Raw genomic sequence first — 20,260 nt, 5'->3', positions numbered from 1 at the left:
TCCCCTTCACGTCGGGTTGTGGAGCTCTCTTAGTTGCTGCCTGCCGTGCCGATCGAGCGCCGCGCCGCGTCGGCGACGGCGTCCGCCGTGATGCCGAACTCGCGGTAGAGGGTCTGGTAGTCGGCCGAGGCGCCGAAGTGCTCGATGGAGACGATCTCGCCCGCGTCGCCGACGAACCGGTGCCAGGACTGCGCGATCCCGGCCTCGACGGCCACCCTGGCCTTCACCCCGGACGGGATCACCGACTCGCGGTAGGCCTCGTCCTGGGCGTCGAACCACTCGACACACGGCATGGACACCACACGGGCGGCAACGCCCTCGGCGGCCAGCGTGTTCCGTGCCTCCACGGCCAGCTGGACCTCGGATCCGGTGCCGATGAGCACCACGTCCGGCGTGCCCTCGGTGTCGGCCAGCACGTACCCGCCGCGGGCGACGCCCTCGGCGGCCTTCTCCCGCGTGCCCTCGAGCACCGGCACGTTCTGCCGGGTGAGTGCGAGTCCGGACGGTGCGTGGATGTCCTCAAGCGCCGCCTTCCAGGCCGCAGCGGTCTCGTTGGCGTCAGCGGGGCGAACCACGTTCAGGCCGGGGATCGCCCGCAGCGCGGACAGTTGCTCGATCGGCTGGTGCGTCGGGCCGTCCTCGCCGAGGCCGATCGAGTCGTGCGTCCACACGTAGGTGACCGGCGCCTTCATCAGCGCGGCGAGGCGCACGGCGGGCCGCATGTAGTCGCTGAAGATGAGGAACGTCGCGCCGTAGGGGCGAGTTCCGCCGTGCAGCGCGATGCCGTTGAGGATCGAGCCCATCGCGTGCTCGCGCACACCGAAGTGGAGGTTGCGCCCGAACGGGTTGGTGGTGAACATGTCGGTCGACGCGCTCGCCGGGCCGAAGGACTCGGCGTTCTTGACGATCGTGTTGTTGCTCTCCGCCAGGTCGGCCGAGCCGCCCCACAGCTCGGGCAGCACGTCGGCGATGGCGTTGATGACCTCGCCGGAGGCCTTGCGGGTGGCGATGCCCTTGGCGTCGGCGTCCCAGCTGGGCAGCTTCTCCGCCCAGCCCTCGGGAAGGGAGCGGGTACGCAGCCGGTCGGCGAGTTCCTTGCGCTCCGGGTTGGCCGAGGCCCACGCGTCGAAGCGCTCCTGCCACTCGGCGCGAGCCTGCTTGCCCCGGTCCACCGCCTTGCGAGTGTGGGCGAGGACCTCGTCCTCCACGGCGAAGTTCTGCTCGGGGTCGAACCCGAGCGCCTTCTTCACCCCGGCGACCTCGTCCGCGCCGAGGGCGGCACCGTGGGCCTTGCCGGTGTTCATCTTCGTCGGCGCGGGATAGCCGATGACCGTCCGCAGCCGGATGAACGAGGGGCGGGTCGTCTCGGCCTTGGCCGCCGCGATCGCGTCCTCGAAGGCCACGACGTCCTCGCCGCCCTCGACGGTCTGCACGTGCCAGCCGTAGGCCTCGTAGCGCTTGGCCGTGTCCTCCGACAGCGCGATGGCGGTGTCGTCCTCGATGGAGATCTCGTTGTCGTCGTAGATCACCACCAGGTTGCCGAGTTCCTGCCGTCCGGCGATGGAGGAGGCCTCGGAGGTGACGCCCTCCTCGATGTCACCGTCGGAGGCGATCACGTAGACGAAGTGGTCGAACAGGCTCTCGCCCTGCGCGGGCGAGGGGTCCAGCAGGCCGCGCTCGCGACGGGCGGCCATCGCCATGCCGACACCGTTTGCCAGGCCCTGGCCCAGCGGTCCCGTCGTGGTCTCGACGCCGCGGGTGTGCCGGTATTCGGGGTGGCCCGGGGTCTTGGAGTCCCACTTGCGCAGCTGCTTGAGGTCCTCCAGCTCCAGGCCGTAGCCGGCGAGGAACAGCTGGATGTAGAGGGTGAGACTGCTGTGGCCCGCGGACAGGATGAACCGGTCGCGAGCGGGCCACTCCGGGTCTGCCGGGTCGTGGCGCATGATGCGCTGGAACAGGGAGTAGGCCGCCGGGGCGAGGCTCATCGCCGTGCCGGGGTGGCCACTGCCACAGTTCTCCACCGCATCGGCGGCGAGCACCCGGACCGTGTCCACAGCGCGGGTGTCCAGGTCGGTCCAGTCAGCGGGAACATTGCGCCGCAGAAGTGGATTGTTCTCGCTGGTAGAGACGGTGTCGGACACTGAACTCGCACTCCTGGTCTGCTAGAACGTCATCATCGTCACACTGTGGTCGCGCGGCCGGGGCTGGAGGGCCGGGGGCCGTACGCCACACACCTTAATCGATCCCGAAGCGGGCTCGCTCGTCCTTCGCGCCGCGTGTTTCAGCACGTCGCGACTCGACGCGGCCAGCCTAGTAGGTCTGTGTGTCCCCGCTCGCCGGAGGCGACGGGTGGGCACTCGGCCACCCCGGTGTTGGCTGCCCCGCGAGCGTGTCGGCCAAACCCCCCAACTACGATCACCAGGAGCACCGACCCCCTCTAGCGGCGGGCGACACCACGCCCCCGACGCTGCTGCGGCGGGGCTGGGCTCGACCCGATCTGACTGCTGGGAGCGAAATGTCGTTGGTGGACGCCGCGCACGGCCGCGGTGACAGCACTGGCGCTGACGCACCTTCCGTCGCCGAGACACCCGGCAGGCGTGGTGTCCGGCAGGTGGTGGGTGCGTATGCGGCGCTGGCCAAGCCACGGGTGATCGAGCTCCTGCTGGTGACCACCATCCCCGCGATGTTCCTCGCGGGCAGGGAGATTCCGTCGCCATGGCTGGTGCTGGCCACGCTCGTCGGCGGCACGATGGCCGCCGGCAGTGCGAACGCGCTGAACTGTGTGATCGACACCGATATCGACAAGGTGATGAAGCGCACCAAGCGCAGGCCGCTGGTGCGGGACTCGGTGCCGCAGCGCGGCGCGCTGATCTTCGGCCTCGCACTCGGGGCGGCCTCGTTCGCGGTGCTCGCGCTGACGGTGAACCTGTTGTCGGCGATCCTCGCGGTCGCGACGATCCTGTTCTACATCTTCGTCTACACACTGGTGCTCAAGCGCCGCACGCCGCAGAACGTGGTGTGGGGCGGCGCCGCCGGATGCATGCCGGTCGTCATCGGCTGGTCCGCCGTCTCCGGGACGGTGGAATGGCCCGCGCTGGTGATGTTCGGCGTGATCTTCTTCTGGACGCCGCCGCACACGTGGGCGCTGGCGATGAAGTACCGCGAGGACTACGAGCGCGCAGGCGTGCCGATGCTGCCGGTCGTGGCCACACCGGAGCACGTCGCGAAGCAGATCGTCATCTACTCGTGGGTGATGGTGGGCTGGACGCTGCTGCTCGCCCCGGCGACGAGTTGGCTCTACACCACCTTCGCCGTGGTGGCGGGCGCCTGGTTCCTCTTCTACGCGCACCGGCTGCGCGCCGCTGTCGGCCGTGGCGTCGAGACCAAGCCGATGGCGCTGTTCCACCGCTCGAACACGTATCTGATGATCGTGTTCTGCGCTCTCGCCGTCGACGCGGCGATCGGCCTCCCGGTTCTCGGCCTCCCGTTCTGATCTCTGCCCGCCGGAATTCGTCGACGAATTCCCGCAGGGCAGGAACAACGGCGGGCTCGCTGTCGTTGGTCCCTGGGCCGATCGACACTCTGATTTGAAAGTGGGCTGCCCTTGTCCGTGTCCCCGCATGACCGGGAACCAGACAACTCCGAGATCGCCGCGGAGCAGGAGTATCTCTCGCTGCTCTACCGCAAGCTCGACGCCGAACGGGAGGTCGCGTCGCGCAGGCTGACCACAGCACTGGAGCAGACCGGGGGAACACCGCAGGCTCGCGCCGAACGTGAAGCCTCCACCTCGATGTACACCGAGCGAATCGCCCAGCTCGGCTCCGTCGAGCAGGGGCTGTGCTTCGGGCGCCTGAACCTGCGCGACGGTGAACAGTTCTACGTGGGCAGGCTCGGCCTGTTCGACGAGGACGACGAGTACAACCCGCTGCTGGTGGACTGGCGTGCCCCCGTGGCGCGCCCCTTCTACCTCGCCACCGCGGCCTCGCCGGACGGCGTGGTGCGCCGCAGGCACATCCGCACGCTCAGCAGGCGCGTGGTCGGTGTGGACGACGAGATCCTGGACCTCTCGGCCGCCGACCAGGGTCACGACCTCGGCCTCGCGGGGGAGGCCGCGCTGCTGGCCGCGTTGGAGCGCAGGCGGACCGGCGAGATGGCCGACATCGTCGCCACGATCCAGGCCGAGCAGGACCGCATCATCCGTGCGGACCTCAGCGGCGTCTTCGTGGTGCAGGGTGGCCCCGGCACCGGCAAGACCGCCGTCGCGCTGCACCGGGCGGCATACCTGCTCTACACGTACCGGCGTCAGCTCAGCACCCGTGGCGTGCTCGTCGTCGGGCCCAATCCGACGTTCCTGCGCTACATCGGCCAGGTGCTGCCGTCGCTGGGGGAGACCGGCGTGCTGCTCAAGACGATGGGCACGCTGCTGCCCGGCCTCAGGGCGGACGGCACCGAGCCGGCGGGCGCGACCGAGATCAAGGGCCGCGACGTCATGGTCCAGGTGCTGGCCGACGCCGTGCGCGACCGGCAGGTGGTTCCGGACGATCCGCTGGAGGTCGACGTCGAGGGCGAGACGCTGGCGATCCACCGGGAGATGGCCGAGCGCGCACGGGACAAGGCGCGGCGTTCACAGCGTCCGCACAACGTAGCCAGACGGATCTTCCTGGACCGTATGCTCGACGCGCTCACCGACCAGTCCGTGTCCCGCACCGAGGGTGACGTCTTCGACGGGCTGCCCGAGATCCCGCTCGCCGCCGACGAGCGGGCGGATGCCGAGGTGCTCGACGCCCGTGACCGTGCCGCCATCCGGGCCGAACTGGCCGAGGACAAGAAGGTGCGGGCGGCCCTGGACACGCTGTGGCCGATGCTGACTCCCGAGGAGACACTGAGCGACCTGCTGAGCTCCGCCGAGCGGCTGGCGAGCGCGGCCGGGTCTGTGCTGGAACCCGCCGAGCGGGCGCTGCTGCTGCGGGAGCCGGGTTCGCCGTGGACGCCGTCGGACGTGCCGCTGCTCGACGAGCTGGCCGAACTCCTCGGCGAGGACGACACCGAGGAACGCGCCGAGCAGGCGCGGCAGGAGCGCGAGCAGAAGGCGTACGCCGAGGGCGTGCTGCACATCCTCGAACAGGACGAGGAGATCATCGACGAGGAGGTGCTGCGGGTCGGCGACATCCTCGACGCCGAACTGCTGGCCGAGCGGCAGGACCGGCGCAGCGACCTCACCGCCGCGCAGCGGGCCGCGCAGGACCGCGGCTGGACGTTCGGGCACGTGATCATCGACGAGGCGCAGGAACTGTCCGCGATGGACTGGCGCTCGCTGATGCGCCGCTGCCCGAGCCGGTCGATGACGGTGGTCGGCGACGTGGCGCAGACGGGCTCGGAAGCGGGCACGTCATCCTGGCACGACGTGCTCGGCCCGTACGTGGACGACCGCTGGCGGCTGCGCGAGCTGACGGTCAACTACCGAACGCCCGCCGAGATCATGGCCGTCGCGGGCCGGGTGCTCGCCGAGGCGAACCCGGACCTGTCGGCACCGACCTCCGTCCGGGAGGCGGGGGTCGATCCGTGGCAGATCGAGGTGGGCCGGGCCGAGGCGCCCGGCCGCGTCCGTGAGCTGGTCGACGGCGAACTGAGCGCGGTGGACGGTGGCACGGTCGCGGTGCTGGCCCCGCATGGACAGCTCGACGGTCTCGCCGGCGCGCTGGACGGGCTGCTGTCCGACGAGCTGTCGGGGGAGCAGTCGCGGGTGTCGCTGCTGACCGTGGAGCTGGCCAAGGGCCTGGAGTTCGACTCGGTGGTGGTGATCGGCCCGGACGAGGTCGTCGCCGAGTCACCGAGGGGACTCAACGACCTCTACGTCGCGCTGACGCGGGCGACGAAGCGGCTCGGGATAGTGCACACGGGCGAGGTGCTGCCCGCGCTGTCGGGTCCGGCGAAGGATGGTGCCGCGCCCGGTTAAGGTGGTCGCCATGCGCAGAGTTGGCAAGATCATCGTGGTGACGGCGGCGGCTGCCGCGTTGGGCGCCTGTTCCCCGAACAACGAGGAGCCCTCGGACCTTCCCCCGGGCACCGACCCCACGCCCAGTCAGCAGGCCTCGGCATCGGCGAGCACCAGCCCGTCCAGTTCGCAGGCACAGGGACCGGCGTGCAAGGCGGAGGACATCGAGGTGACCGGTGACTTCGGGCAGGAGCCGGAGATCACCATCCCCGACGACTGCGCACCGCCGCAGGAGCTGATCTCCGAGGACCTCAGCGAGGGTGACGGCCCCGAGGCCACCGAGGGCAGCACCGTCGAGGTGAACTACAAGCTCAAGACCTGGTCCGACGGCGAGGTCAAGGACAACTCGTTCGAGCGTGGTGAGACCTTCCCCCTGGAGAACCTGGGTCAGTCCCCGGTCATCGACGGCTGGAACCAGGGCCTGATCGGCATCACCGAGGGCAGTCGCCGACTGCTCGTCATCCCGCCGGACCTGGCTTACGGTGAAGGCGGACAGGGCATCGCGGCCAACGAGACGCTCGTCTTCGTCGTCGACGCCGTGAAGGTCACGCCCGCCTGAGCCAGTACACGATCGGCGGTGCAGCGTGCGACACGCTGCACCGCCTTTCTTTCACGTGACGCTCTGGTTCAGCATTCCCCGTTCATGGCAGCAGAAGGAGCTTGCCCGTGGTGCGTCGGCCCTCGAGGTCCTCGTGCGCGCGGCGGGCTTCGGCCAGCGGGTATGTGCCGCCGATGCGAATCTTCAGCGTGCCCTCGGTGATCGCGCCGAACAGTTCGCCCGCGCGCCAGTCGAGTTCCTCCCGGGTGCGGGTGTAGGCGCCGATCGACGGCCGGGTCAGGTAGACCGAACCGGCCGCGTTGAGCCGTTGCGGGTCGACCGGTGGCACCGGACCGCTGGCCGCGCCGAACAGCGCCAGCACTCCGCGTGGCCGCAGGCTCGCCAGGCTGCCGTCGAAGGTGGACTGCCCGACCCCGTCGTAGACCGCCGCGACGCCATCGCCTTCGGTCAGCTCGCGGGTCCGTTCCGCGAAGTCGGTCTCGGTGTAGCGGATGACCTCGTCCGCGCCCGCCTCCCTGGCCAGCGACTCCTTCTCCGCCGTCGACACCGTGCCGATGACTCGCGCGCCCCTGGCCTTCGCCAACTGGGTGAGCAGCAGCCCGACCCCGCCCGCCGCCGCGTGCACCAGCACCGTGTCCCCGTCCTGAACGGGGTGGGTGGAGGCGGCGAGATAGTGCGCGGTGATGCCCTGCAGCAGGGTGGCCGCCGCGACCTCGTCGGTGACGCCGTCGGGCACCCGGACGGCCGAGGCGGCGGGCACCAGGACGCGCTGCGCGTAGCTACCGGGCACTCCCTGCCACGCGACCCGATCGCCCGCCGAGAAGTCCGTGACACCCTCGCCCACGGCGACGACGGAGCCCGCGCCCTCGAGGCCGAGCACGGTCGGCAGGTCGAGCGGGTAGAGCCCGGAACGCTGGTAGGTGTCGATGTAGTTGACGCCCGCGGCGGCCACCTCGATCAGCAACTGCCCCTGCCCGGGGTCGCCGACCTCGACCTCGCCGGCCTCCAGCACCTCGGGTCCGCCGGTCTGCCGAACCTGTACCGCAGTGGGCATACGTCCTCCTCGTTGTCTTCTGACAAGCACCGATCATGCTGAGTTTTCAATTAGGACACCGCGTACAACTATGGCCGCGACCACGATGTTCCACCTCCCAGGGGCTGGACCTCTACACTCCGGTACGTGGCTGAACAGAGCGAGCAGACCGAGCAGACCAAGATCCAGACCACGTTCCGGCCGGGGCACCTTTCGGCGGCCAAGAACTTCGTCGCCGAACACGGCAAGCCGTCGAAGGCCGTGGTGGAGTACCTCGGCCGCGCCGGTGCCCGTGTGGTGCTGGTCGGTGCGGACGGCGCGCTCGGTGACGTCGTGGTGCCCAGTGTCAGCGCGGGTGAGGCGCTGGTGGCGGCGGTGGACGACCTGGAGTCCGCCGAATGGGACCCGGAGACGGTGAACGCCACCCGGATCAGTTCGGAGCACCGCCGCAAAATGGGTCGCTCCCTGCTGCGCCAGTGACGGCCGCGACCCCGAAGGTCGTCCTCGCGGGCTGCGCGAAGCTCCCCGAGGGCGACGGCGACGAGTCCGCCGCCGTGGCGGCACTACGCGAACTGGGCGTGACCGCCGAATGGGCGCGCTGGGACGATCCGCACATCGACTTCGCGGCGGCCGACCTCGTGGTGCTGCGCGCGACCTGGGACTATCCGGACCGGCGCACGGAGTTTCTCGACTGGTGCGACTCGGTCCCAGGCCTGTGCAACCCGGCACCGGTCGCGCGTTGGAACACCGACAAGACCTACCTCGCCGAGCTGGCCGGGGCCGGGGTGTCGATCGTGCCGACCGAGCTGCTGTCGCCGGGAAGCACGCCACACTGGCCGGACACCGAGTTCGTGCTGAAGCCTGCCGTGGGCGTCGGCTCGATCGGTGCGGCGAGATTCGCGGCGGCGTCCTTCGACGCGGCCAGGGCACACCTCGAGGTCCTGCACGGCGCGGGCCACACCGTGCTGCTGCAGCCGTACCAATCCGCTGTGGACAGCGAGGGCGAGACCGCGCTGGTGTTCCTCGGCGGAGTCTTCTCGCACGCCTTCACCAAAGGCGCCATGCTCACCGGGAGCGAGGTGGACGGGACCGGGCTCTTCGTGTCGGAACGGCTGGGCGTCGCCACGCCGGACCCGGCACGGCGAAAGCTGGCCGAGGACGCGCTCGACGCGGCGGCCGGGCTGCTCCGCCTGCGTCGCTCGGATCTGCTGTACGCCCGGGTGGACCTCGTCATCGCCGACGACGGTCGCCCCGCGCTGCTGGAACTGGAACTCACCGAACCCTCGCTCGGCTTCCGGCACGCCGAACCGGCCGCGGCGCCGCGGTTCGCCTCCGCGGTCCGCGCCCGGCTCGGCGGGTAGCGAACCATGCCTGCCGAACACGACGAACCCGGCGAGCGTGAGAACCCCGCCGACGTCGGTGACGCCGTTGACCGGATGATCGCCGAATGGGCCCGGCGGGATCCGGACCTGGACGCGAGCGCACTGCACGTCATCGGCCGGTTGCTGCTGACCGCCGAACACATCCAGCGCAAGCTGGTGTCCGCCCTGCGCCCGCTCGGGCTGAGCTACGGCGACTTCGACGTGGTGAACACGCTGCGGCGCCTGGGTCAGGCCGACGGCACCAACCCGAAGGACCTCGCCAGGTCGGCGCTCATCACCTCCGGCGCGATGACGACGCGTCTCGACCGCCTGGAACGGCTGGGCCTCGTCGAACGGCGCGGCGACCCCGGTGACCGCCGGGGTGTGCTCGTCCGGCTCACCGAGCGCGGGGAACAGCTCGCCGAGCACGCCCTCACCGCGGTGCTGGCGGCCGACGAGGAGTTTCTCGAACCGATCGACGGCGCACAGCGCGACACGCTGACAGCCACCCTCAAACAGCTACTCGCGCAGGATGAGGCCCGGTGACCGCGGTTATCCGGACGTGGCCTCGAACGCGGCCTTGTAGGCGGCAGCTCCGTCGATGGATTCGAACGGCCAGCTGACCAGGCTCACCGGCACCCGGTGGTCCAGTGCCGCCGCCACCTCGCCTGCCGCAGTGAGCGGGGTCCCGCCGCAGATCTCCACGAGGTCTGCGCCCTGCCCGACGAGTTCGACGGCCACCGCGGCCGCGGCGGCGCCGTCCGGCGCGCCGACGACGGTCGTGCTGCCACCGTCGGCGTGGGTTCGCACGACGCGGTCCACCGCCGGATCCGCGTCCGGGGCGGCGTAGATGGTCACGGAGTGCCCGGGTTCCGGCACCGGGGGCGAGCCGAACGCGAAGCCCGCCACTCCTACCGGTGCGCGGCCTGCCACCGCGGTCATGACCTGTGCCGCCGCGTCCAGACCGAATCCCCGGTACAGCTCGATCAACCGGACACCCGCTTCGGCCAGTTCGGCCGAGACACGTGCGGCTGCCTGCCCGTCCGGCACCCAGACCAGGAGCGTCCTGTCGCCGGAGTGCTCATGCACGACTCGGTCCTTCACCGGGTCCGAGCCGGCCTGCAGGAAGATGAAAGCCTCGGCGAATCCGCCCATGACGTCCCTCCAGAATTAGCTTGCCATCAAGTTACTTGATACCAAGCTAACCCCGGCAAGGTCCGCACATATTCCGGGCGTTCATGCCCGGCGTACGTCCCCAATGTGGCATTGGGGACATCAGCTCAGGCGGGCGTGGCGCGCTTCGCGGCGAGGCGTTCGGGCTTGGGCCAGCGCACGTTGTGCGCCCAGCCGAGCTTCTCGAACGCCCAGATGACTCGCGCCGAGATGTCGACCTGGCCGCGCAGGACACCGTGGCGGGCGCAGGTCGGGTCGGCGTGGTGCGAGTTGTGCCAGGACTCGCCCATGGACAGGATCGCCAGCGGCCAGAAGTTGGCTGCCTTGTCGCGGCTGGTGAACGGGCGCGAACCGACCATGTGGCAGATCGAGTTGACCGACCAGGTGACGTGGTGCAGAAAGGCGATCCGGACCAGGCCTGCCCAGAAGAACGCGGTCACCGCGCCCCACAGCGACCAGGTGAGCAGGCCACCGAGGATCGCGGGCAGGGCGAGGCTGAGGGTGATCCAGAGCCAGAAGAAGCGGTTGACCACTCGCAGGTCCTCGTCCGCGACGAGATCCGGGGCGAACCTGTCGTAGTTGGTCACCTCACGCTTGAACATCCAGCCCATGTGGGCGTGCCAGAAACCGCGCAGCAGCGCCGAGGGGGAGGTGCCGAAGAGCCACGGTGAGTGCGGGTCGCCCTCGCGGTCGGCGAAGGCATGGTGTCTGCGGTGGCTGGCGACCCAGAAGATGACCGAGCCCTGCACAGCCATGCTGCCCGCGATGGCGAGCGCGACCCGGAGGACCCGGTTGGTCTTGAACGCACCGTGGGTGAAGTACCGGTGGTAGCCGACCGTCACGCCGAGGGTGCCGACGGTGTAGAAGGTCACGGCAAGTCCCACGTCGACCCAGTTGAGTCCCCATCCCCAGGCGAAGGGGACGGCGGCCAGCAGCGCCAGGAACGGGATCAGCAGAAAGGCCTTGAGCACGATCATCTCGGTCGTGGAGCGCTGTCCGGAGATGATCGGTTTGGACTGTGACCGCTGGTCGGGTTGTGCTGGTGCGGTGCTCATGTCGCGGGGTTACCTCGAATCGGGGGACGGGAAACAGGAAAAAAACCGGGCAAAACACGCAATTGTGGGCACATGTCCGGCCGATTCAGCCTAACCTCTGCCTCAGAAGAACGTGCCACTCGAGCATTACGAGCGCGTGACAGTCGGCTTGCGCCGGTCGGTGGAGGAGATGTCCTGTGCCACCGAAGGAGCCGCGTGGAACGACACCGAAGGGCCACGGTCCCGTGCGGCACACCACAGGGCCGCGGTGGCCACGATCACCACGGCCGATCCGAGGACGTGGAACGAGACCAGCGCTTCGGGAACTCCGAGTTCGTACTGCAGCGTGCCGAGCCCGCCCTGGGCCAGCGCGACTGCCCAGACGATGCCGTAGCGCCGCCACAGTCGCCGCGTGGCGCCGCCGCGCAGCAGGTGCAGTCCCAGCGCCGCCAGCACCGCGAGGTAGATCACGAGCAGCGCACCGTGGACGGTCGCGAGGGCCTCGATCGGTGCCTGCAACCGAGGCGTGTCCGGATCGCCGCCGTGCGGGCCCGCCCCGGTGACCGTCGTCCCGGCGATCAGCACCCCGGCCAGCGCGACCACGAGCGCGACCAGCAGTTTGCGTCCGCCGGCGGAGATCTGCCAGCGCGGCGGTTCGTCCCCTTCGGCGAAGGCGTGCAGCAGCATTACCGCGAGCCAGACGAGGATCGTGGAGGCAAGGAAGTGGATCGCGACCGTCCACCACAGCAGCCCGGTGAGCACGGTGAGCCCGCCGATCGCGGCCTGCGCGACGACACCGCCGGGCATCGTCCAGGCCAGCACCAGCAGCCGCTTGCGGCCAGGGTGGGTGAGGTAGATCCGCCACGCGGCGAGGACACACAGCGCGGCCACGAGCACGACGACACCGGTGAGCAGCCGGTTGCCGAACTCGATCCACTGGTTGAGGGTGTCGTACTCCGGGTGCTCGACCGGGAACATGCTGCCTTCGAAACACTGCGGCCAGGTCGGGCAGCCGAGCCCGGAGCCGGTCACCCGCACCACCGAACCGGTGACGCCGATACCACCCTGGGTGATGATCGCGGCGATCGCCAGTGCCCGCTGCGTCGACGCGGACGGATAGGGCAGGCGGGCGATCAATGAACTGACGGGCACCGGCAGATTGTATTTGTGCCAGCGGTTCTCACGTCAGACGGGTCGTTTTCGCGGCGAGTGCGGCGGCTCCCGCCGCCCAGGCCAGGAGCACCGCAAGTGGCTGCCATTCGAAGGCACCGTCCACGAGCGCCGCACGCAGTCCCTCGGCCAGTGCGCCGGACGGGAGCAACGCCACGAGATCCCCGGCGACTCCAGGCAAGGACGCGGGAGCCAGCAGGATGCCGCCTGCCAGCAGCAGGACGAACCACACGACGTTGGCCAGCGCGAGCACGGCCTCGGCGCGCAGCGAGCCGCCGAGCAGGACACCGAGCGCGCCGAAGCTCAGTGTGCCCGCCACCAGCAGCAGCACGCCGTAGAGCAGCCCGGCGCCGGAGGGCGACCAGCCCAGCAGGGCCGCGAGCACACCGAGCACCACGACCTGCAGGGCGACCACCACCAGCGCCGCGAGCACCCGGCCCGCCACGAGCAGCCACCGGGGCAGCGCGGTGGCGGACAGCCGCTTGAGCACCCCGTAGCGCCGGTCGAAGCCCAGTGCGATGGCCTGCCCGGTGAAGGCCGACGACATGACCGCGAGCGCCAGGATGCGCGGGGTCACCCAGTCCACCTTCGCGGTCGAGCCGAGGTCGCGCATCGGCAGGATGTCCAGCACGCTGAGGCCGACCAGCAGGGCGATCGGGATGAGCAGGGTGAGCAGGATCTGCTCACCGTGGCGCAGCGTCATGGCCGTTTCGAGGCGGGCGTGGGCCAGTAGCATCCGGCCGAGACCGCCCCGCCCCGGTGCCGGGGTGAACGTGCCCGGCGCGAACCTCGGCTGGTTCGTGTCCCGTGTCGTGGTCACGTCCGCAGCTCCCGTCCGGTCAGCTCGAGAAAGACCTCCTCGAGGTCACGCCTGCCGACGTGCATCTCCTCGGCCAGTACGCCGTGCTGCGCGCACCAGGCGGTGACCGTCGACACCACCTGCGGATCGACGAGGCCCTCGACGCGGTACGCGCCGGGTGCGGACTCGCGGACCAGGTAGCCCTCCGGCAGCGCGGCGGCGAGCAGTTGGGTGTCCAGGCCCGAGCGGGCGCGGAACCGCAACTGGGCGGCGTCGGCCTGCTCGGCCGTCAGAGACGTCGGCGAGCCCTGCGCGATGACCTTCCCGTTGTCGACGATGACGACCGTGTCGGCGAGGGCCTCGGCCTCCTCCATCAGATGTGTGGTGAGCAGCACGCTCACGCCGTCGGCGCGCAGGGCGCCCAGCAGTTCCCACACCAGGCGCCGCGCCTGCGGGTCCATGCCGGAGGTCGGCTCGTCCAGGAAGACCAGTTCGGGGCGTCCCACGAGCGCGCAGGCCAGCGAGAGGCGTTGCTGCTGTCCGCCGGACAGCCGCTTGAACGGGATGCGGCGGGCGGAGCCGAGCCCGAGCACGTCGAGCAGCCAGGCCGGGTCCAGCGGCCGCGCGGCACAGGTGGCCACGAGCCGCAGCATCTCCTCGGCCCGCACACCGGGATAGGCGCCACCGCCCTGCGGCATCACCCCGATCCGTGGGCGCAGGGCTCCGGACTCGCGCGCGGGATCGAGTCCGAGCACGCGCACGGTTCCGGCGTCCGGCCGGACGAATCCCTCACAGATCTCGACCGTGGTGGTCTTGCCTGCCCCGTTGGGCCCGAGCAGCGCCAGCAGGGCGCCGCGGGGGAGCCGCAGGTCGACGCCGTCGACGGCGGTGACGGATCCGAATCGCTTCACCAGCCCGGTGATCTCGACGGCGGGTGCACTCACAAGTGACGAGGATACGGACCCTGTTCAGCCGGGGTTCCCCGCGGGCTGTCTGGTCGCCGGCGGGTCGCGCCGGAACACCGTCGGCGCCTGGTGCCGGACCACCAGCAGTGCGAGCGCGATCACGATCGCGCCCGCGAAGTAGGCCTGGGGCAGGATGTAGGCGCGCCCGTCGAAGGTGCTGCCCGTCGGCGGGATGAGCAGCGCCAGCACCGCGCTCACCACCGTCGCCACCACCCGGAACCGGGAGGTCCCCGCCGAGGCCGCCAGCGGGATCACGGCCCACAGCAGCCACCACGGCTGCATCGCGACGTGCAGCATCATGAACGCGCCGAGTGAGACACCGAGGCCGATCATCGGCCGGTAGCGCCAGCGGAAGCTGTCCCAGAGGAACTTCACGGTGATCGCGCCCGCCACGGCATAACCGAGCAGGCCGAGGATGGCGATCAGGGAACCGGTGTGGTTGCCGAGGCCGAGTGCGATACCGAGGAGCCCGCCGAGATTGGCGAGTTCGGTCACCGGGGAGATCCAGCTCCACACCATCCCGGGGGTGCCGAGCGCGCCGACCCAGCCGAACCCGAGTCCCGTGCCGAGGCAGACCGCGACGGTGACCACCGCGAAGACCAGTGACATCAGCGCGCCCGCCCGGAGCAGGTCGGTGATCCTGCCGTGCCAGCGGCGCGCGATCATCACCCCGAAGAAGCCCAGCGCGACGATGGCGTGGATCTTGATCATCGCGCCCAGGGTGATCACGGTGGCGCCGAGCAGGATGAACTGCAACTCTCCCCTGGCCAGCGGAGGGGGCGAGTCGCCTGCCACCCGGATCGGCAGCCTGCGGATCCCGAGTTCCAGCCCGGCGATCATCAGCCCGATGCCCAGCGCCTCGTTGTGCGCGCCCGCGACCAGGTGGAACAGCACGAGCGGGTTCGCGGCCCCGAGCCACAGTGCGGTGGCGGGCTGCACACCGAACCGGCTGGCGAGCCGGGGCAGCGCCCAGATGATCAGGCCGACGCCCACCAGCGCCAGCGCACGCTGCAGCAGCACTCCGGCGGCGATGTTGTTGCCGACGACCGACGCGATCCAGCTGCCGACCTTGAGGAACAGCGGGCCGTAGGGCGCGGGGGTGTCCTTCCACATGTTGGAGACGCCCATGGTCAGCGGGTCGGAGATGCCGAGCGCCTCCCCGGGGCCGAGCGCGTACGGGTCCATCCCGCGTTGCACGATCTCGCTCTGCGCGAGGTAGCTGTAGACGTCCCTGGAGAACAACGGCGGAATGACCACCAGCGGCGCGGCCCAGAGGACGATCGTGCGATGCAGTTGGCGCGGGGTGGCCAGGCGGGGCCTTGTCGGTCTGGCGAACCGGCCGAGCAGCAGCCAGCCGATCACCATCATGCCCATGCCGCTGAAGGCGATCGCCAGTGAGACCGTCGGGATGCGGGGGAACAACCGCAGGACGGGGATGTCGAACACGGGATTCAGCACAGGCGCGGCTCCCGCGCCGAGCGCCCCGAAGGCGATCAGCAGCGCACCGAGTGTGCCGAGGGCCCGGATGACCCGCAGGGCATGATGTTCCTGCGCGTCCAGCCGCTCGGCGGGGCGGGGTCGCACGGGGGATGCGGCCGCGCCCTGATCAGCGGACACGACGCGGCCGCCGGTCTCCGGATCGCTGCCGTCGTCTGCCACGGCACAGAGACTATCGGCGCTGTGGCCGCGGCTGGACCGCACCCGGTGAACCCGGCGGAACACCGTCAGGTGAACACCTGGCGAGCGCGAAAGGTGAGTCCCGTCACGGCCCGACCGTGGCGCTTTGCCATCGCCCGGTAAATACGACACACTGATGTTGTGAAAAACATCGGCACCTCTGAGCAGCGGGAAGGCGGCGCACGGCACGTTCCGGTGCCCGGCGCCGCTGCCGGTGCCGTGCCTGTGCAGATCACCGCGGAGGGCCGTACCCGGCACGAGGTGGCGCGCCTGCTCCTGGAGCGGGGGCCGCTGTCCGCTGTCGCGGTCGCCGACGAACTCGGAATCAGTCCCACGGCGGTGCGCAGGCACCTGGACGCACTGCTCGCCGACGGAGAGGCCGAGCCGCGCAGCGCGCCACGCCGCGGGCCACGCGGCAGGGGCAGGCCGGCGCGGCAGTTCCTGCTGACCGAGTCCGGCCGGGCCCGGTTCGGGCACGCCTACGACGACCTCGCCGTCGCGGCGATCCGGTTTCTCGCCGAGCACGGGGGCGAGGACGCCGTGCGCGCGTTCGCCGAGCGAAGGGTGGCCGCGCTGGTCGAGCCGCACCGCGAGGAGATCACCCGCGCCAGCGATCCCGCCGCCAGGGCGGAGGCCCTCGCCGCTGCCCTGACCAGGGAGGGATACGCTGCGTCAGCCCGGCAGATCGGCGTGGTGGACAAGAACTCACCGACGTCGTCGGCCTCGGGTGCCGGACTCGCCGGTGCGCAGCTCTGCCAGCACCACTGCCCGGTCGCGCACGTCGCCGCGGAGTTCCCGCAGCTGTGCGAGGCCGAGACCGAGGCGTTCGCCGAGCTGCTCGGCACGCACGTGCAGCGACTGGCGACCATCGCTCGCGGCGACGCCGCGTGCACCACACACGTACCCGCCTCCTCGGCGGGTCACCCGGCGGCCACCGAGCCGGGGAGCACACAGCCGTCACCGGACGCGCACACCGTGCGGCCGGACGAGGGCCGAGATGCAGTATCCGCGAATGGAGGGCAACCCGCATGACTGCCGCTGCCGAGCAGCGCACTCCCACCACAGCGCCCCTTTCCCAGGAAGAGACCATCGAGTCACTGGGTAACTACGCGTTCGGTTGGGCCGACTCCGATGCCGCGGGCGCCAGCGCCCGCCGCGGGCTGAACGAGGATGTCGTCACTGACATCTCGGAGAAGAAGTCCGAGCCGGAGTGGATGCGCGAGGCGCGCCTGAAGGCGCTGAAGTTGTTCCACCGCAAGCCGATGCCCAGCTGGGGCGCCGACCTGTCGGGGATCGACTTCGACAACATTAAGTACTTCGTCCGCTCCACCGAGAAGCAGGCGACCAGCTGGGAAGAGTTGCCCGAGGACATCAAGCGGACCTACGACAAGCTGGGCATTCCCGAGGCGGAGAAGCAGCGCCTCGTCGCCGGCGTCGCGGCGCAGTACGAGTCCGAGGTCGTCTACCACCAGATCCGCGAGGACCTGGAGGAGCAGGGCGTTCTCTTCCTCGACACCGACACCGCGCTGCGGGAGCACCCGGAGATCTTCAAGGAGTACTTCGGTTCGGTGATTCCGGCCGGGGACAACAAGTTCTCCGCGCTGAACACCGCCGTGTGGTCGGGCGGGTCGTTCATCTACGTGCCGCCGGGCGTGCACGTGGACATCCCCTTGCAGGCCTACTTCCGGATCAACACCGAGAACATGGGCCAGTTCGAGCGCACGCTGATCATCGTCGACGAGGGTGCCTACGTGCACTACGTCGAGGGCTGCACCGCGCCGATCTACAACTCGGACTCGCTGCACTCCGCGGTCGTGGAGATCATCGTGAAGAAGGGCGGCCGCTGCCGCTACACGACGATCCAGAACTGGTCGAACAACGTCTACAACCTGGTCACCAAGCGCACCAAGTGCGAAGAGGGCGCGACCATGGAGTGGGTCGACGGCAACATCGGCTCCAAGGTGACGATGAAGTACCCGTCGGTCTTCCTGATGGGCGAGCACGCCAAGGGTGAGGTGCTCTCGGTCGCGTTCGCCGGCGAGGGCCAGCACCAGGACGCGGGCGCCAAGATGGAGCACCTCGCGCCGTACACGTCCTCGACGATCGTGTCGAAGTCGGTGGCGCGCGGTGGTGGCCGGACCTCGTACCGCGGTCTGGTGAAGGTCGCCAAGCGGGCGCACCACTCGCGCTCAAGCGTGGTGTGTGACGCCCTGCTGGTGGACACCATCTCCCGCTCGGACACCTACCCGTACGTCGACATCCGCAACGACGACGTGTCGATGGGCCACGAGGCCACGGTGTCCAAGGTCAGCGAGGATCAGCTGTTCTACCTGATGTCGCGCGGCCTCACCGAGGAAGAGGCCATGGCGATGGTGGTCCGCGGGTTCGTCGAGCCGATCGCCAGGGAACTGCCGATGGAGTACGCCCTCGAACTGAACCGGCTGATCGAGCTGCAGATGGAAGGATCCGTCGGCTGAGATGACGGCTACGGCAGGCAAGACAGACAGCAACACGCTCAACACCGCCGTCGCGGGGGAGGCTGTCATTCCGGCAGCCTCCCGCGCGGAGCGGTTCTCCGGCTACGACGTCGAGGCCTTCGAGGTCCCTGGCGGGCGCGAGGAGAACTGGCGCTTCACGCCGATGAAGCGGCTGCGGGGACTGCACGACGGTTCCGCGGTCGCCACCGGGGAGATCACCGTGGAGGCGGACACCGCCGACGAGGTGACAGTGGAGACCGTCGGTCGCGACGACGCACGCCTCGGTGAGGCGGGCGCTCCCAGCGACCGTATCGCCGCGCAGGCCTACTCGTCGTTCACCTCGGCCACGGTCGTGACGGTGCCGAAGGAGACCAAGGCCTCGAAGCCGACGGTCATCCGGCTGCACGGCCCAGGTGCCGGCGCGACGGCCTACGGCCACGTCCAGGTGCGTGCCGAGCAGTTCGCGGAGGCCGCGATCGTGCTCGACCACGTCGGTTCGGGCACGTACGCCGACAACGTCGAGTTCGTCATCGGCGACGGCGCGAAGCTCACGGTGGTCAGCGTCCAGGACTGGGCCGACGACGCGGTGCACGTCTCCGAGCAGCACCTGCGGCTCGGCCGCGACGCCACGCTCAAGCACATCGTCGTCACGCTCGGCGGTGACCTGGTGCGGGTGAGCCCCACGGCCACCTTCGCCGACGCGGGCGGCGACGTCGAGATGCTCGGGCTCTACTTCGCGGACGCGGGCCAGCACCAGGAGCACCGGCTGTTCGTGGACCACGCGGTCGCGAACTGCAAGTCCAACGTGATGTACAAGGGCGCGCTGCAGGGCGAGGGCGCGCACGGGGTGTGGATCGGCGACGTGCTGATCCGCGCGGCTGCCGAGGGCACCCAGACCTACGAGCTGAACCGGAACCTGGTGCTCACCGAGGGCGCGCGTGCGGACTCGGTGCCGAACCTGGAGATCGAGACCGGGGAGATCGCCGGAGCCGGTCACGCCAGTGCCACGGGAAGGTTCGACGACGAGCAGTTGTTCTATCTGCAGTCGCGGGGAATCGCGGAGGAAGAGGCGCGCAGGCTGGTCGTGCGCGGGTTCTTCCACGAGATCCTGATGAAGATCGACATCCCGGAGGTGCGCGAGCGCCTGCAGACCGCGATCGAGGCAGAGCTGGAGGCGGTGGGCTCCTGAGCCCGGCGCCCGCCACCGAGTCAACTTCCCGCAACTGAACTAGAGAAACGAAGAGACATGGCAACCCTGGAAATCAAGGACCTGCACGCCGCGGTCACCACGGACGAGGGCCCCAAGGAAATCCTCAAGGGCGTCAACCTGACGATCCGCTCGGGCGAGATCCACGCGATCATGGGCCCGAACGGTTCCGGCAAGTCGACCCTGTCCTACGCGATCGCCGGTCACCCGAAGTACGAGGTGACCTCCGGCGAGGTGCTGCTGGACGGCGAGAACGTGCTCGAGATGAGCGTCGACGAGCGTGCCCGTGCCGGGCTGTTCCTCGCGATGCAGTACCCAGTCGAGGTGCCCGGCGTCTCGATGTCGAACTTCCTGCGCACCGCCGCGACTTCGGTTCGTGGCGAGGCCCCGAAGCTGCGGCACTGGGTCAAGGAGGTCAAGCAGGAGATGGCCAACCTGGACATCTCCGCCGAGTTCGCCGAGCGCAGCGTGAACGAGGGCTTCTCCGGTGGTGAGAAGAAGCGGCACGAGATCCTGCAGCTGTCGCTGCTCAAGCCGAAGTTCGCGATCCTCGACGAGACCGACTCGGGTCTCGACGTCGACGCGCTGCGCGTGGTCTCCGAGGGCGTGAACACCTACTCGTCGAACAACGACGCGGGCGTCCTGCTGATCACGCACTACACCCGGATCCTCAAGCACATCACGCCCAACTTCGTGCATGTGTTCGCCGGTGGCCGCATCGTCGAGTCCGGCGGTGTCGAGCTGGCGAACGAGCTCGAGGAGAGCGGCTACGTCAAGTACGTCGGCAAGCCCGAGCCCGCCAGCCTCTGA

Annotated in this window: 18 protein-coding genes; 10 read left to right on the top strand and 8 right to left on the bottom strand. The window is 69.8% G+C overall.

What is annotated here, in order from left to right; translation table 11 throughout:
* Window positions 1-29 precede the first annotated feature (29 nt).
* Entirely contained in the window at window positions 30-2,141 is a 2,112-nt protein-coding gene (gene tkt, locus BM199_RS12115; RefSeq protein ID WP_091672957.1) for a transketolase, read from the bottom strand.
* A 374-nt stretch (window positions 2,142-2,515) separates the two neighbouring features.
* Between tkt and BM199_RS12110 the strand changes: the two genes are divergently transcribed.
* The 3 genes from BM199_RS12110 to BM199_RS12100 all read left to right on the top strand — a co-directional run bounded on the left by BM199_RS12110 (window position 2,516) and on the right by BM199_RS12100 (window position 6,554).
* A complete protein-coding gene (locus BM199_RS12110) occupies window positions 2,516-3,493 on the top strand; it encodes a heme o synthase (RefSeq protein ID WP_091672956.1) in 978 nt (325 codons plus the stop codon).
* A 111-nt stretch (window positions 3,494-3,604) separates the two neighbouring features.
* Window positions 3,605-5,956, top strand: coding sequence for an ATP-binding domain-containing protein (locus BM199_RS12105; RefSeq protein ID WP_091672954.1), 2,352 nt, complete (start codon window positions 3,605-3,607; stop codon window positions 5,954-5,956).
* Window positions 5,957-5,966: 10 nt separating this feature from the next.
* The gene (locus tag BM199_RS12100; protein WP_091673226.1) at window positions 5,967-6,554 is read left to right on the top strand and encodes an FKBP-type peptidyl-prolyl cis-trans isomerase; all 588 of its coding nucleotides are present in this window, start codon (window positions 5,967-5,969) and stop codon (window positions 6,552-6,554) included.
* Between the two features lie 82 nt (window positions 6,555-6,636).
* Here BM199_RS12100 and BM199_RS12095 read toward each other — a convergent pair whose 3' ends face one another.
* A complete protein-coding gene (locus BM199_RS12095) occupies window positions 6,637-7,608 on the bottom strand; it encodes a quinone oxidoreductase family protein (RefSeq protein ID WP_091672953.1) in 972 nt (323 codons plus the stop codon).
* A gap of 126 nt (window positions 7,609-7,734) precedes the next feature.
* On the opposite strand from BM199_RS12095, the gene BM199_RS12090 reads away from it, so the two are divergent.
* From BM199_RS12090 to BM199_RS12080, 3 genes are read left to right on the top strand one after another with little or no spacing between them, the layout of a single operon-like run.
* Window positions 7,735-8,067: a hypothetical protein gene (locus BM199_RS12090; RefSeq protein ID WP_245788310.1), complete on the top strand. Its 333-nt coding sequence runs from the start codon at window positions 7,735-7,737 to the stop codon at window positions 8,065-8,067.
* Complete coding sequence (locus BM199_RS12085) at window positions 8,064-8,948, top strand: ATP-grasp domain-containing protein (protein ID WP_091672951.1); 885 nt, start codon at window positions 8,064-8,066, stop codon at window positions 8,946-8,948. Before BM199_RS12090 ends, BM199_RS12085 begins: the two co-directional genes overlap by 4 nt.
* 6 nt (window positions 8,949-8,954) lie before the next feature.
* Window positions 8,955-9,494 (top strand): MarR family winged helix-turn-helix transcriptional regulator, encoded by a 540-nt coding sequence (locus BM199_RS12080; RefSeq protein ID WP_281245691.1) that lies wholly within the window; start codon window positions 8,955-8,957, stop codon window positions 9,492-9,494.
* A 6-nt stretch (window positions 9,495-9,500) separates the two neighbouring features.
* On the opposite strand, the gene BM199_RS12075 is transcribed toward BM199_RS12080, so the two are convergent.
* From BM199_RS12075 to mptB, 6 genes are all read right to left on the bottom strand, one after another.
* Entirely contained in the window at window positions 9,501-10,103 is a 603-nt protein-coding gene (locus tag BM199_RS12075) for a DUF6506 family protein (RefSeq protein WP_091672949.1), read from the bottom strand.
* Between the two features lie 125 nt (window positions 10,104-10,228).
* A complete protein-coding gene (locus tag BM199_RS12070; protein ID WP_091672948.1) occupies window positions 10,229-11,176 on the bottom strand; it encodes an acyl-CoA desaturase in 948 nt (315 codons plus the stop codon).
* A 126-nt stretch (window positions 11,177-11,302) separates the two neighbouring features.
* On the bottom strand, window positions 11,303-12,307 hold the full coding sequence (locus BM199_RS12065) for a COX15/CtaA family protein (protein ID WP_091672946.1): 1,005 nt from the start codon (window positions 12,305-12,307) through the stop codon (window positions 11,303-11,305).
* Window positions 12,308-12,335: 28 nt separating this feature from the next.
* Entirely contained in the window at window positions 12,336-13,145 is an 810-nt protein-coding gene (locus BM199_RS12060) for an ABC transporter permease (RefSeq protein ID WP_245788309.1), read from the bottom strand.
* A complete protein-coding gene (locus BM199_RS12055; RefSeq protein ID WP_091672944.1) occupies window positions 13,142-14,068 on the bottom strand; it encodes an ABC transporter ATP-binding protein in 927 nt (308 codons plus the stop codon). Before BM199_RS12055 ends, BM199_RS12060 begins: the two co-directional genes overlap by 4 nt.
* A gap of 24 nt (window positions 14,069-14,092) precedes the next feature.
* Window positions 14,093-15,706, bottom strand: coding sequence for a polyprenol phosphomannose-dependent alpha 1,6 mannosyltransferase MptB (gene mptB, locus BM199_RS12050; protein ID WP_091673219.1), 1,614 nt, complete (start codon window positions 15,704-15,706; stop codon window positions 14,093-14,095).
* Window positions 15,707-15,907: 201 nt separating this feature from the next.
* Between mptB and BM199_RS12045 the strand changes: the two genes are divergently transcribed.
* From BM199_RS12045 to sufC, 4 genes are read left to right on the top strand one after another with little or no spacing between them, the layout of a single operon-like run.
* Window positions 15,908-16,798 carry a helix-turn-helix transcriptional regulator gene (locus BM199_RS12045; RefSeq protein WP_177242583.1) on the top strand — a complete coding sequence of 297 codons (891 nt, stop codon included), beginning with the start codon at window positions 15,908-15,910 and terminating at the stop codon, window positions 16,796-16,798.
* On the top strand, window positions 16,795-18,243 hold the full coding sequence (gene sufB, locus BM199_RS12040) for a Fe-S cluster assembly protein SufB (protein ID WP_091672940.1): 1,449 nt from the start codon (window positions 16,795-16,797) through the stop codon (window positions 18,241-18,243). Before BM199_RS12045 ends, sufB begins: the two co-directional genes overlap by 4 nt.
* Window position 18,244: 1 nt before the next feature.
* Window positions 18,245-19,432, top strand: a complete 1,188-nt coding sequence (gene sufD / locus BM199_RS12035; protein WP_091672939.1) for a Fe-S cluster assembly protein SufD — start codon at window positions 18,245-18,247, stop codon at window positions 19,430-19,432.
* 57 nt (window positions 19,433-19,489) lie between these two features.
* Window positions 19,490-20,260: a Fe-S cluster assembly ATPase SufC gene (gene sufC, locus BM199_RS12030; protein WP_091672937.1), complete on the top strand. Its 771-nt coding sequence runs from the start codon at window positions 19,490-19,492 to the stop codon at window positions 20,258-20,260.

The organism is Amycolatopsis marina (assembly GCF_900111885.1).
GTDB lineage: Bacteria > Actinomycetota > Actinomycetes > Mycobacteriales > Pseudonocardiaceae > Amycolatopsis > Amycolatopsis marina.
The sequence above is the reverse complement of the archived record's forward strand: the minus strand, read 5'-3'. Positions and strand labels throughout refer to the sequence as shown.

Bases quoted from the DNA above. Each gene is read 5' to 3' on its own strand.
- sufB (WP_091672940.1), top strand. From the start codon at position 16,795: ATGACTGCCGCTGCCGAGCAGCGCACTCCCACCACAGCGCCCCTTTCC.
- BM199_RS12070 (WP_091672948.1), bottom strand. From the start codon at position 11,176: ATGAGCACCGCACCAGCACAACCCGACCAGCGGTCACAGTCCAAACCG.
- sufD (WP_091672939.1), top strand. From the start codon at position 18,245: ATGACGGCTACGGCAGGCAAGACAGACAGCAACACGCTCAACACCGCC.
- BM199_RS12080 (WP_281245691.1), top strand. From the start codon at position 8,955: ATGCCTGCCGAACACGACGAACCCGGCGAGCGTGAGAACCCCGCCGAC.
- BM199_RS12100 (WP_091673226.1), top strand. From the start codon at position 5,967: ATGCGCAGAGTTGGCAAGATCATCGTGGTGACGGCGGCGGCTGCCGCG.
- sufC (WP_091672937.1), top strand. From the start codon at position 19,490: ATGGCAACCCTGGAAATCAAGGACCTGCACGCCGCGGTCACCACGGAC.
- BM199_RS12110 (WP_091672956.1), top strand. From the start codon at position 2,516: ATGTCGTTGGTGGACGCCGCGCACGGCCGCGGTGACAGCACTGGCGCT.
- BM199_RS12075 (WP_091672949.1), bottom strand. From the start codon at position 10,103: ATGGGCGGATTCGCCGAGGCTTTCATCTTCCTGCAGGCCGGCTCGGAC.
- BM199_RS12095 (WP_091672953.1), bottom strand. From the start codon at position 7,608: ATGCCCACTGCGGTACAGGTTCGGCAGACCGGCGGACCCGAGGTGCTG.